Below are 11114 nucleotides of genomic sequence, written 5' to 3'. Positions count from 1 at the left end.
GGTCACCCGACTCTTGAGCAGATAACCGATGGCGTGACCGCTGGACAAAAGCTCGACCGCATGCTCGACGTCGACATGCGCCGACAACACCAGAATGCCGATTTCGGGCAGTTCGGCCCGGATGACTCCGGCGACGTCAAGACCCTCGGTGGTGTTGGTCGGCGGCATACGGATGTCGACGACCAGCAGGTCCGGGGTTTCCGCACGGACCAGGGCGAGGGTTTCGGTGGCATTGCCGGTCTGGCCGACAACGACGAACCCGGAGCGCCCGAGCAGGCTCGAAACTCCTTCACGAAGAAGGACGTCGTCGTCAGCCACAATCACGCGTAGAGCGCCAGTCTTTCCGGAGTCCACTCCCATGCGGCCACGTCCTCTCGGCCATTCGACCGATCACATCTTCCTACGGACGGACCCGGAAAGTCACTGACCGCACGGTTGACCATTTAGCCGGTGCTGTAAGCCCAGTAGTCGTAGTCCCCGGTCGGCTGCGGGCACAGGTCGTGGTATGCGGCCAGCACGAACTGTCCCGCTTCGTCGCTGGTGAGTTGTGGATGGTCCTGGACCAGACCCGCGGCTATCTGAGTACCCTCCATGTGCCGAACCCACAGTCTCCGGCACACGCTGTAGCCGTCTTCCAGCATCGCCGGATCCGTTCCGGTGATGCCCGCCGCGCGTGCGGCGGCCAGGAAGTCCGGGACGGCCTGGGGTGGAGGCACTACGGGGCTGGCGCCGGCCGGCGCGGCCAGACCTATGGCGATGACAGCTCCGGCGGCGCCGGCCAGGACTTTGGCCAGCCCCAGTGGATTAAATATGCGCAGCGCGTTCATATCTGTTTCCTCCTTTTACTTTTGGTGTTTTGACGAACTTGTCGCCGGGGTCGGCTGCTCGGCTGGATCGGTGCGCGCTGCACTATGGGCGTACGCGCCCGGCGCGAGCCCGATCAGGGACAGCCAGAAGACGACGGTGATCATGGCCAAAAAAGCGGTGGCGATGAAATGCCGAAACAGCCGCCTGCTGTATGGGTTTTCGGTTTGAAGGGGCAATGACTGCCATCCGCCAACACCATCGTCAGAGCGTCCGCTTGACGGAATTCCAGCTATCGCGGAATCTAGCTGCGATGACGGTATCTCGTACGGGTAGCTCTTCATAGCTGTAAGCCTCGCGCGGTATGCACAGAAAGTCGTCGCGGCTAACGCCCATTGGCCATCCCTGTTAGCGGCAGTTGGCCATTACCGGCTAGCTGCAATGGGCCCGGCGCACAGTAGCGCGCATCACAAGGGACGGCGTGAGATCTGCTGGACTACTCGCTTTTACCCGGACTGCCGAGGGCTGCGCGGATCGCATTAGCGGAAAGCGCCGACTTGGTCAGGAAACCTATGGCGGGGCTGCATTCGATCATGTCTGTCAGGTCGGGCTCGGCGTGGGTAGAGATCAGTATGACCGGAGCCGTTGCCGCGCCGTCGATATCGTGGAGGGCCTCCGCGAGATCGAAGCCGCTTTCTTCTCCGATGTTCACATCGACCAGTGTTACGTCGGGTCGCAGCTCTTGGACGGATCGGAGCGCTTCGGCATTGGTTGATGCCACACCGGCAACGCAGGCGCCTTGGTGTTCCAGCAGCCGTCTCGCCGAATCGAGGAATTCCGGGTTGTCGTCGACGATGACAACCCGGATCGGCTTAGCCGGTGATTCCACAGCGCCATTGTGGCCGCGGACGCGGCCGGCCGGCATTCCCGCTAGCACCCATGTTCACGTCTCGAGCGGCACTAGTTCGCAGGGCTGCCCATCAGACGACCCGTTGGGTCCGAGCGGAATATTCGCCACTAGCGATGTGCCGTCGCCGAGACGACTCGTGATGGCGATCTGACCTCCGAGGGCCTCCACCCGGTCCACCAAGCCGATGAGTCCAGACCCGTTGCGGGCGTCGGCTCCCCCAATTCCATCGTCGCGAATCGAAAGACAAAGCTTGTCATCCTCGGCTTTGACAGCCAGCTGGACCAGGGACGCCTCAGCGTGCTTAGCCACATTCGTAAGCGCCTCTGCCACAACGTAATACCCGGCAACCTCGACATGATCGGGTAAGCGCCGGGGTACCACTACATCCAGTTCCACCGGCACCGCGGAGCGTCGCGCGAGTGTCTTCAGCGTCGGTCCGAGCCCTCCCCGTGACAGGATCGCCGGATGAATACCGCGGGCAAACTCCCGTAGTTCGTCCGAGACACCGACCAAACCGGTGACAACGTCGGAGATTTGGGCGCGCACCGTCGTCTGCTCGGGTGAGACGGACTCCTCGGCCAGACGCAGCTTGAGTCCTAACGAGACCAGGCGCTGTTGAGCGCCGTCATGCAAATCCCGTTCGATACGCCGCCGCGTCTCATCAGCGGCCGCGACGATCCGCGCTCGGGAAGCTCTCAGTTCCGTACGCGCATTGGCGTTTGCAATCGCAATGGTGATGAGGTCGGCGAAGTCGCTGACGCGTTGCTCCGCGCTGGGTGGAAAAGCGTCGCACCGAGAGGAAGCGGCGACGGCCGCTCCCCAGACTTGACCACCGGCCACGATCGGAGCTCCGATAGCTGAGCACAGACCCAACTCCCGAATGCGCGCCGCCGCCGACCCGGCAGCGCCCTCGTGAGTGTCCATTCGTGCCGCCCGGCCAGTTCGCCAAACCGCCGCCGCAACACTATCGCCATCCAGTGAAAAGTGTTCGCCCACAGGCATCTTCTGCAATCCCGGTTCGTCGGCGGCTGCAAGCAACAGAGCTGTGCCCTCAGGCTCGTACCGGAGCAACGCCGCATTCTGGACATCGAGACAAGCGGCTAACTCCGCAACCACGACTGAGAACACCTCCGATTGCGGAACATTGCGCGCCACCAACGTCGCCACCCGACGCAGCGCGGCCTGCTGCCTTGCGGCGAGGTCGGCTTCGTGTCGGCGCCGATCGGCTTCGATGGCGCTTGCTCGGGCCAATCCGGCCAAACTATTGCACAGCACCGCGACGACGAAGAAGATGCCGACGACGACCCAGTTCTCCGGCTGGTAGAGAACAAAGCCGTCCGGCCAGTGCCGGCAATAGTCGAACGCCACGGCGCTGACCAGTGAGGTGATCGCCGCTAATCCGAACCCCCAGACCGTTCCGATCAACAACACCCCCAGCAGGTACACCGTGCCGAAGGCCATGGTTGGAGCCCATTGTTTGAGCAGAATGATGACGGCGGTCTCGACGCCGATCAATCCCACGGCGACGACGAGCCCAAGCCAGAGCGGCGGAGGGGCCGGCCGTACCAAAAGCGGCATGATCCGCGCGCCCAGCCGTCTCGGTCGGTCGCCCGTGGCCTGAGCGATCCGATGCTCCGTCACATGATCGGCCTAGCACGCGCGATGGTTCTGCCGCAATATTGCCAGCGAAATGCCGACAAAGCTTCAAGCTAGCCGTAACCAAAGATTCCGGTTAGCTGCAATCCCAGTGTGGTGTCAGCCGCAATGGCACCGTTTGCCCTGGCCGGAATCATCGAGGCATGACTACAACAGCCCACCACCCGACAGCACAGACAAATGGCGGTAGCCGGCGCCGCGCGGATCAGGTGCGCGTCTTCCAACCGCCGCAGCGGCTTGTGCAGAACCTCCAACTGATCCTTGTCGACCTCATCGAGCTTCATCTGCAGGGCAAGCAGGCCCACTGGAACGTCATCGGTGCGAATTTCCGCGACTTACATCTTCAACTCGACGAATTGGTCGACTTCGCCCGCGACGCCAGCGACACCATCGCCGAGCGGATGCGCGCGCTTGACGCGGTGCCGGACGGCCGGTCGGACACGGTGGTCGCCACTACCAGCCTGCCTCGCTTTCCAGCCAACGAGCAAAGCACCACGGACGTCGTAGGCCGCATCACGACCCGCATCTATGCGACGGTCAACACCATTCGCACGGTGCATGACGCGGTTGATTCCGACGACCCCACCACGGCGGACATCCTACATACGCAGATCGACGCGCTGGAAAAGCTTGCGTGGCTGATCAAATCGGAGAACCGCAGAGCCTAAGCGGGCGTCAAAGCTTCTGCGACAACACCTTTGCGAACGTGTGGGTGTCACCCGGCCAGCGGGCTGACACATAGGAACCGTCGTCGACGACGAATGCCGGCCGCGAATCGGTCGCCGTATCGCGGGCCACCCCCGAGGTCTTCATCCGCCAGTGCGGCGACCCCCGCTCGACATCGCAGAAGTCCGCGGGGCTCTTCAGGGCACGGGTGACTTCGGACTGCACCGACATGTATCCCGACGGCTGGCCACGTTGCTCGCTGTAGGTGCGGTAGTAGTCGCGGTCCCAGAACCGGGTGAGCCGGGTCAGATTCCAAGCGGTGCGCTCCAGCGCCCAGGTAAGCGCGGTGGTGCGGCGCCCGTGCAACACCGAATGACCGGTCTTGGGGTCAACGCTGCGGGCGGCCAGCAGCACACCGTGGCAGATCGCAGCCACGATCACGCCGCGGCCAAACGCGTCGACGACCAGCCGGTGCAGGGTCTCGCTGTCGATGTAGGAACGCATCCCGCGGGCGCGATGGCCGCCGGGCAGCAGCAACCCGTCGATACCGTCCAGCGTGGCTTCCGCCCAGCTGGACGGGCTCTGGTACTCGGGTGAGCTCAGCATTTCGCGGTAGGCCCCGCGGGCGTCCTTGTTGGCCCGCAGCGCTCGCCCCACGACGGTGATCGCGCCCAATACCGGTAGCGCAGACCAGATGTCCAAACCGCGGCCGCTGACCATGATGTCGTCGGCGATTCCGGGTGCACCGCTTTCGGTGGCGAAGACGACCTGGTGGCCGTTGGCGCGCAGCACCTGCCAACTGACCGCGACCTCGGTCGGGTCGAAGTCGCGGTCCGGAATCGGAATCAGCACGGTACCCATCGGTAGTGCCTGAGCTTACGGCCTGCGCCCCCAAACTATCCGCCGATCCCATTATCGAGACCGAGGTGTGTACCGAAATACCAAGGGACACCGACCAGCTGGACCAGCACGACGAGGCCCAACGCGATCAGCGCGACGACCGGCCCGACGACACGCGCTCGTGCCCGGATTCGAGGCAAGATGAGGAGCAGAAACAGCGGAACGAATCCGAACTCCGCCCACATTAGGATCCGCTTGGGTACCTCGACTGCTTTGTCGTAGTCGGTGAAATGGCTGTCCGGAAAACCGGTCAGGGCTAGATCCGCAGCCGCTTGCAGGCCGAACCAGAGCGCGGCGACGATGCCCACAGTGCAGGCGACTATCGGAAGAACCCTCATCGGTGCCCCGTTTCCCCGCACCTTCAAGATCACACGAATCGGTTCACCGGAATGAGAGCGACTCGTTTCGGTACCGGTAGGTCGCCAGTTTGACATGCGTGCGTGCCCCGGTGCGCCGCTTTCCGTGGAGAAGACGACCCTGTTCCCCGGTTGCCTCCTACGCTCCCATCCGGGCGTCGTGATGACCTTCGATGGTGGGGAGTCCGTCTCGGCGCGGGCGAAGCGAACCGATCGCTGGCGTCAGGGGGATGTGAAGTGCATCAACCAGGCCCGGCGCCGCGTGACAGACCCACGGGACGGCGTTGATGGCGCGCATACCTGTCGCAAGCAGTCCGTGGTCGGTGGAGTCCTCATCGGAGTTGAAGCCGGTTTCGAATTCGGCATCGAAGCTGGGCTCGCCTTCGATCATCACGCGCCACACGCCGTCGATGCCGCCGGCGCGGCTCTTCGGCCAGTCCGGTGCTACGTCTTCTGCCATCCGGTCGACGTGCTCGATCGTAATCACTTCATGGCCCTCGACGACCCCGATGCACCGGAACCAGACCGCGGCAACGGTGCCGGGTTCGATCACCCCCGACAGCGTCTCGAGGCGGCGCAATGACGGTGCGAACTCGCACGATTCGCGAATCTCGTCGAGTTGTACGCCAAGTGCTTCGGCGACCATTGTGACCGCCGCACCCCAGCCGTATTTGATCACGCCGGGCATCATGATTCCGCCTTGATAATCGATCGGCTGACCGAAACCGAACAGCTCCCTCATTTCGTAGACGGTGTTGTCACGCGAGTAATCGGTGATCTCCAACCCTCGGATCGAGTAGATCCGATTCGACATCGACGCCATCGCGACGGCCAACAGATCGCAACCGAACCCCGGTTCGATGCCCGATGAATAGATCGAGCTGCCACCCCTTATCGCCGAGTCGACGATGCGCTGCACGGTCGACTGCTTGATAGAACCGCGTGGGTAGACCAGACCCGGAACGGACGTGGTGACGATGTTCTTGCCCGCCTCCAGAATCCGGCAGAAGTCGGTAATCGCCTCGCGAGGTCGGCTGGTCGCAGGCCCGGTGTAGATAATGCAGTCCGCATCGCCAGCCAAAATGGCTTCGTCGTCGCGCGTCGCGGCCACGCCCAATGGGCCGATACCGGCAATCATGCCGGCGTCCTTACCATCCTTGGATTCCGAATGCACCCATACGCCCACAAGTTCAAGGTTCGGGCGGTCCGCCACCGCACGGATGGCCAACCGTCCGACGCGTCCGGTGGCCCACACCACGACTTTGTACGCCTGCTCTGGGTGATCCAACGGTTCGTGGCTCATCGTTACGACTCCTTTCACGCGGGCGAGAGTGACCTCAAGTCAATTCATGCTCTTGCCGGATAATGATTACATGTGTAATTTTTTGGCCGCAGGCTTTTGGGCCGACGGCATCGAACGGCAAGGGGCAATGAACGTGGGTGTGCTCGACGGCAAGGTCGCGATCGTCACCGGAACCAGCAAGCCGGAAGACCACTGCCGACCTGCTCTGACCGCCTTGAAAGGATCGCAGTGACCCGTCGGATCGTCCAGTTCTCCACCGGCAACGTCGGAGTACATGCGCTACGCAGCATCATCGAGCGCCCCGACCTGGAACTCGTCGGCGTCCATGCACGCGGGCGGGACAAGATCGGGCGCGACGCCGCAGACCTATGCGGGCTCGACCGGCCCACCGGAGTGTTCGCCACCGACGACATCGACGCGCTGATAGCCCTGAGCCCGGACTGTGTGGTCTATACGTCCCAAGCCGAGACCCGACCGCACGAAGCGCTACACGAGATCAGTCGATTTCTACAGGCGGGCACGAATGTCGTTGGAACGTCGTTCGTCTGGATGGTGGCACCAGACCAGGCCGACAATTGGCTGCGCGAGCCACTGGCACGAGCCTGTTCCGAGGGCGATACGACGTTGTACATCAACGGAATCGACCCGGGGTTCTCCGGCGACACCCTGGTCTACACCGCATTGAGCTTGGCAGCGCGGGCCACAACCGTTACCGTGCAAGAGATCTTCGACTACGGTAGCTATGACGACGCCGAATTCACTGGTGTAAGTTTCGGTTTCGGGACCGCGCCGGACCACCAGCCCATCCTTTTCTCGCCCGGAGTCCTCGCATCGATGTGGGGCGCGCAGGTTCGAAGCCTGGCCGCCGATCTGGGTATCGAACTCGACGAGGTGCGGGAGCGCAACGACAAGTGGGTCACGCCCGACCCGATCGAGTGCACCATGATGAACGTCGAACCTGGCACGGTGGCCGCCGTCCGCTTCGCGGTCGAAGGCGTGTGCGGCGGCGAGGTGATCATCACCATGGAACACGTCAACAGGCTCACCGATGCGGCCGCGCCCGATTGGCCATATCCGCCGGACGGGCATCCCGGGGTGCACCGCGTCCGCGTCGAGGGCAGCCCCGGCATCGAGATCAATACCCACGTGGGCATATCGGGCATTGACCACAACCAGGGCGGTGTCATCGCCACCGCGGCGCGCGCCGTGAACGTCATCGACGCGGTGTGCCAGGCTCCGAGCGGAATCCTTGCCGCACACGACCTGCGGCCGACCGACCACGTGCGAGGCGTGCTGTGGTAAGTCCGATGCCATGACCGCACCCCGTCGCCCGCCCACCGGCGCCCAAGCCCGCGCCGAGCGCACCCGCACAGTCGTGATCGATGAGACCGTGCGCTGCATCCTCGACGAGGGATTCGCACCACCCAGCGTCCGACGCATCACCGAGGGCGCCGGTTTGACCTGGGGCGTGGTCCAATACCACTTCGGCGATCTGGACGGCTTGTTGATAGCGGTCGTGGACAAGGGTTTCGGCGAATTGCTCGACGCCCTGGAGAAGCTACCACCGCCGGCGGTCCGCGAGGGCAGCGTGCGGGCACGCACTAAGTTCGTCATCGACACCATCTGGGACGCATTCTCCAGTCCCACATCGATGGCTGCCCTGGAAATCCTCATCTCGACCCGTGGCCTTCGCGGCGCCGTCGCCAACACCCACCTCGCCGACCTGATGGCCACGCTGACAAGCCTCGGCCGACACCTAGGCGAAGGACTATCCGCACCGCACGCCGGCCGGATCGGCAACCTCATCTGGGCAACATTGCGCGGACTCGTGGTCGCACAGATGGTCTGGCCAGAACCCGTGGACACCTCCCGGGACCGCCACGCGCTGATCGAGGTGATCACCGCCTACGTCGAGTCACGTGGCGGCTAAGCGGCGTTACGGCAGATCGGTGGACAGGAACGTCAGCGGGAGTCCGAGCACTGAAATCTCGATCTCGTCGAGCTCGAATCCGTCACCGCCGCGGTGCTGACGGAACCGAGTCCGTGCGCCGTATCGCCGTGCCACCTGCTCAGCGGCCGGAGCGTCATCCACACGGATCACCACCGAATACACACCGGGCCCGTTCTGCTGCAAGAACTGCTCCACCTCGCCGGCGCTGTCAGCCGCAGCAGACAACGGGGTGACCAATTCAAGGCCGCCGTCCCAATCCAGCAGCACGCGCAGGCCCACGTCTTCGAGCTCGACGGTTTGGAATCGAAAACCCAACTCCGAGAATAACTGCGCGGTCTCCGGGAGCTGCTCGCGCGGCACCGCAAACACCACGTGATGAACGCTGTTCGCCCGGCTCGGATCGCCCGCAATTTCGGCCACACAAAAACATTACACCTGTTATCGTTTAACTGAGTCGGTATCTTCCAGAAAGGAATTGGCATTGAGGTCGATGACAGGCAAGGCCTACAAGGTTGTGGTGTGGGCGACCGGCGGCGTCGGGCGTTATGCCATCCGCACGGCGGCCGACCGACCCAACCTCGAACTCGTTGGCGCATGGGTTCACTCGGCCGCCAAACACGGTCAAGACATCGGGACCTTGGCAGGTATCGACCCCTTGGGCGTCACCGCCACCCGGGACGTCGAGGCTCTGCTGAATGGCGACGCCGACTGCATCATCTACGCGGCACCTGCAGGCTCACGACCCAAAGAGGCGCTAGCCGACTTCAGCCGAATCCTGGCCGCCGGCAAGAACATCGTGACGACATCGCTGCCCGGCCTCGTCTACGAGAAGGGGTCGCTCTCCGAGCGTTACCTCGAGCCCATCCGCGGCGCCTGTCGCGCGGGCAACAGCTCCATCTACTCGTCCGGCATCGAGCCTGGCTTCGGGTGTGACCTGTTCCCGATCGCCTTGCTGTCCATGTCGCACCGCGTGTACTCGGTGCGCGGGATCGAGATCACCAATTATTCAGAGTACCCGGTCGAATTCGACGTCCGAGAGTTGTTCGGTTTCGGCCAACCGCTGGACTATCAGGGCGGTCTCAAACGCCCTGGGGTGCTCAAGTGGGGGTGGGGTGCCGCGGTCACCATGGTGGCCGACGCGCTGGGCGTCGAACTCGACGAGATCCGCGAGACCTGTGAGTTCCTGCCCACCCCAAGGCAACTGGACACGGCCTGCGGCGTCATCGACGCCGGAACGGTTGGAGCAACCTACGCACGTTGCATCGGCGTCGTGGACGGACAAGACGTCATCACCATCGAACACGTCGACCGGATGGCCGACGACCTGGCACCGCAATGGCCGACGGGTCGCACCCGCGGCACCGACGGCATCTGGCGCGTCATCATCGATGGTGAACCGTCCTTCGACGGAGAATTCGAAGTCGGTTACCGCGACGGTGAAAGCGCCAGCGACCACGGTCTGCTCGCCACCGGGATGCGGGCGGTCAACGCCATCCCGTGGGTGTGCGAGGCACCGGCGGGCATTGTCGATGCGCTGCACCTGCCACTCACGTCGCCGCTCGGCGCACTGCACCCGCACCGCGACGGTGTGCCCGCGTTCTGAGGAACACGGCCCGCACTCAGCGCGGCAGGCCCAGAAGCCGTTCGCCGGCCAGCGTCAGCAGGATCTGCTCGGTGCCGCCGGCGATCGTCAGGCAACGGGTGTTGAGGAAATCCTTGACCCGCTTGTCGAACGCGATGCCGGAGCCCTCGCTGAGATCCATCCGGAATTCCGCCAGCGCCTGCCGATATCGCACGCCAATGAGTTTGCGCACACTGGATTGGGCGCCGGGGTCTTGGCCGCCCACCGCGAGCTGGGCGATGCGCTGGTCGAGCAGCGAGCCGACCTGCGCGGTGATGATCAACCGCGCCAACTGATCCTGTTGCGCGACATCGAGATTCGCCTTGGCCGCCTCGGCCAGCAGCTCCTCCATCGGATTGCCCAGCGCGGTACCTGCGGCCATCGCGACCCGTTCGTTGGCCAGCGTGGTGCGGGCCAGCCGCCAGCCGTCGTTGACCGTGCCGACCACCATCTCGTCGGGAACGAACACTTCGTCGAGGAACACCTCGTTGAACAACGCGTCGCCGGTGATTTCGCGCAGTGGCCGGATCAGGATGCCGGGCGAACTCATGTCGATCAGGAAGTAAGTGATCCCTTTGTGTTTCGGAGCGTCGGGGTCGGTGCGGGCAAGGCAGACACCCCACTGCGCTTTGTGCGCCGACGACGTCCACACCTTCTGTCCGGTCAGCTCCCATCCGCCGTCGACCCGCACCGCTTTGGTGCGCAGCGACGCCAGGTCCGAACCGGCTCCCGGTTCGGAAAACAGTTGACACCAGAAGATCTCGCCGCTCAGGGTGCCCGGGACGAAACGCTCCACTTGCTCAGGCGTGCCGTGCTCGAGGATGGTCGGTGCCGCCCACCAGCCGATCACCAGGTCAGGCCGGATCACCCCCGCCGACGACATCTCCTGATCGATCAGCAGCTGCTCGGCCGGTCCGGCGCCGCGCCCGTACGGTGCGGGCCAGTGC

The 11114-nt window shown here is 63.9% G+C and carries 15 protein-coding genes; 6 read left to right on the top strand and 9 right to left on the bottom strand.

Going from position 1 to position 11114, the window contains the following annotated elements; translation table 11 throughout:
- Both WAN02_RS22145 and WAN02_RS22140 read right to left on the bottom strand, forming a co-directional pair.
- The coding region (locus WAN02_RS22145; RefSeq protein WP_422266403.1) for a response regulator at positions 1 to 360 on the bottom strand (360 nt) is incomplete at its 3' end.
- An 83-nt stretch (positions 361 to 443) separates the two neighbouring features.
- Complete coding sequence (locus WAN02_RS22140) at positions 444 to 827, bottom strand: DUF732 domain-containing protein (protein WP_422266401.1); 384 nt, start codon at positions 825 to 827, stop codon at positions 444 to 446.
- On the opposite strand from WAN02_RS22140, the gene WAN02_RS22135 reads away from it, so the two are divergent.
- A complete protein-coding gene (locus tag WAN02_RS22135; RefSeq protein ID WP_422266399.1) occupies positions 811 to 1035 on the top strand; it encodes a hypothetical protein in 225 nt (74 codons plus the stop codon). The two genes, WAN02_RS22140 and WAN02_RS22135, sit on opposite strands and share 17 nt — an antisense overlap.
- A gap of 265 nt (positions 1036 to 1300) precedes the next feature.
- Here WAN02_RS22135 and WAN02_RS22130 read toward each other — a convergent pair whose 3' ends face one another.
- Complete coding sequence (locus WAN02_RS22130; protein ID WP_422266397.1) at positions 1301 to 1693, bottom strand: response regulator; 393 nt, start codon at positions 1691 to 1693, stop codon at positions 1301 to 1303.
- 54 nt (positions 1694 to 1747) lie between these two features.
- The gene (locus tag WAN02_RS22125; RefSeq protein WP_422266395.1) at positions 1748 to 3355 is read right to left on the bottom strand and encodes a GAF domain-containing protein; all 1608 of its coding nucleotides are present in this window, start codon (positions 3353 to 3355) and stop codon (positions 1748 to 1750) included.
- Between the two features lie 158 nt (positions 3356 to 3513).
- Here WAN02_RS22125 and WAN02_RS22120 point away from each other — a divergent pair, with 158 nt between their 5' ends.
- Complete coding sequence (locus WAN02_RS22120; protein WP_422266393.1) at positions 3514 to 4038, top strand: Dps family protein; 525 nt, start codon at positions 3514 to 3516, stop codon at positions 4036 to 4038.
- A 7-nt stretch (positions 4039 to 4045) separates the two neighbouring features.
- Here WAN02_RS22120 and WAN02_RS22115 read toward each other — a convergent pair whose 3' ends face one another.
- The 3 genes from WAN02_RS22115 to WAN02_RS22105 form a co-directional block, all read right to left on the bottom strand.
- Positions 4046 to 4897 carry a type 1 glutamine amidotransferase domain-containing protein gene (locus WAN02_RS22115; protein ID WP_422266391.1) on the bottom strand — a complete coding sequence of 284 codons (852 nt, stop codon included), beginning with the start codon at positions 4895 to 4897 and terminating at the stop codon, positions 4046 to 4048.
- Positions 4898 to 4932: 35 nt separating this feature from the next.
- Entirely contained in the window at positions 4933 to 5274 is a 342-nt protein-coding gene (locus WAN02_RS22110) for a hypothetical protein (RefSeq protein ID WP_422266389.1), read from the bottom strand.
- 157 nt (positions 5275 to 5431) lie between these two features.
- Positions 5432 to 6595: a dihydrodipicolinate reductase gene (locus WAN02_RS22105; RefSeq protein ID WP_422266387.1), complete on the bottom strand. Its 1164-nt coding sequence runs from the start codon at positions 6593 to 6595 to the stop codon at positions 5432 to 5434.
- 46 nt (positions 6596 to 6641) lie between these two features.
- Between WAN02_RS22105 and WAN02_RS22100 the strand changes: the two genes are divergently transcribed.
- Genes WAN02_RS22100 through WAN02_RS22090 form a run of 3 tightly spaced genes read left to right on the top strand, consistent with a single transcriptional unit; the run spans position 6642 to position 8525 of the window.
- Complete coding sequence (locus WAN02_RS22100) at positions 6642 to 6827, top strand: hypothetical protein (RefSeq protein ID WP_422266385.1); 186 nt, start codon at positions 6642 to 6644, stop codon at positions 6825 to 6827.
- Positions 6824 to 7897, top strand: coding sequence for a dihydrodipicolinate reductase (locus WAN02_RS22095; protein ID WP_422266383.1), 1074 nt, complete (start codon positions 6824 to 6826; stop codon positions 7895 to 7897). Before WAN02_RS22100 ends, WAN02_RS22095 begins: the two co-directional genes overlap by 4 nt.
- A 10-nt stretch (positions 7898 to 7907) precedes the next feature.
- Entirely contained in the window at positions 7908 to 8525 is a 618-nt protein-coding gene (locus WAN02_RS22090) for a TetR/AcrR family transcriptional regulator (RefSeq protein WP_422266381.1), read from the top strand.
- Between the two features lie 6 nt (positions 8526 to 8531).
- Here WAN02_RS22090 and WAN02_RS22085 read toward each other — a convergent pair whose 3' ends face one another.
- Positions 8532 to 8966, bottom strand: a complete 435-nt coding sequence (locus WAN02_RS22085; RefSeq protein WP_422266379.1) for a VOC family protein — start codon at positions 8964 to 8966, stop codon at positions 8532 to 8534.
- A 70-nt stretch (positions 8967 to 9036) separates the two neighbouring features.
- Between WAN02_RS22085 and WAN02_RS22080 the strand changes: the two genes are divergently transcribed.
- Positions 9037 to 10149: a dihydrodipicolinate reductase gene (locus WAN02_RS22080; protein ID WP_422266405.1), complete on the top strand. Its 1113-nt coding sequence runs from the start codon at positions 9037 to 9039 to the stop codon at positions 10147 to 10149.
- A 16-nt stretch (positions 10150 to 10165) separates the two neighbouring features.
- On the opposite strand, the gene WAN02_RS22075 is transcribed toward WAN02_RS22080, so the two are convergent.
- A partial coding sequence (locus WAN02_RS22075; protein WP_422266377.1) for an acyl-CoA dehydrogenase family protein occupies positions 10166 to 11114 on the bottom strand: 949 nt, incomplete at its 5' end.

Origin of the sequence: Mycobacterium sp. (genome assembly GCF_049281135.1) — a bacterium.
Classification (GTDB): domain Bacteria; phylum Actinomycetota; class Actinomycetes; order Mycobacteriales; family Mycobacteriaceae; genus Mycobacterium.
Note: the sequence above shows the minus strand (reverse complement) of the source record. Positions and strands in the feature narration are given on the sequence as shown.

Bases quoted from the DNA above. Each gene is read 5' to 3' on its own strand.
- WAN02_RS22135 (WP_422266399.1), top strand. From the start codon at position 811: ATGCGCAGCGCGTTCATATCTGTTTCCTCCTTTTACTTTTGGTGTTTT.
- WAN02_RS22140 (WP_422266401.1), bottom strand. From the start codon at position 827: ATGAACGCGCTGCGCATATTTAATCCACTGGGGCTGGCCAAAGTCCTG.
- WAN02_RS22120 (WP_422266393.1), top strand. From the start codon at position 3,514: ATGACTACAACAGCCCACCACCCGACAGCACAGACAAATGGCGGTAGC.
- WAN02_RS22115 (WP_422266391.1), bottom strand. From the start codon at position 4,897: ATGGGTACCGTGCTGATTCCGATTCCGGACCGCGACTTCGACCCGACC.
- WAN02_RS22110 (WP_422266389.1), bottom strand. From the start codon at position 5,274: ATGAGGGTTCTTCCGATAGTCGCCTGCACTGTGGGCATCGTCGCCGCG.
- WAN02_RS22105 (WP_422266387.1), bottom strand. From the start codon at position 6,595: ATGAGCCACGAACCGTTGGATCACCCAGAGCAGGCGTACAAAGTCGTG.
- WAN02_RS22100 (WP_422266385.1), top strand. From the start codon at position 6,642: ATGCTCTTGCCGGATAATGATTACATGTGTAATTTTTTGGCCGCAGGC.
- WAN02_RS22090 (WP_422266381.1), top strand. From the start codon at position 7,908: ATGACCGCACCCCGTCGCCCGCCCACCGGCGCCCAAGCCCGCGCCGAG.
- WAN02_RS22080 (WP_422266405.1), top strand. From the start codon at position 9,037: ATGACAGGCAAGGCCTACAAGGTTGTGGTGTGGGCGACCGGCGGCGTC.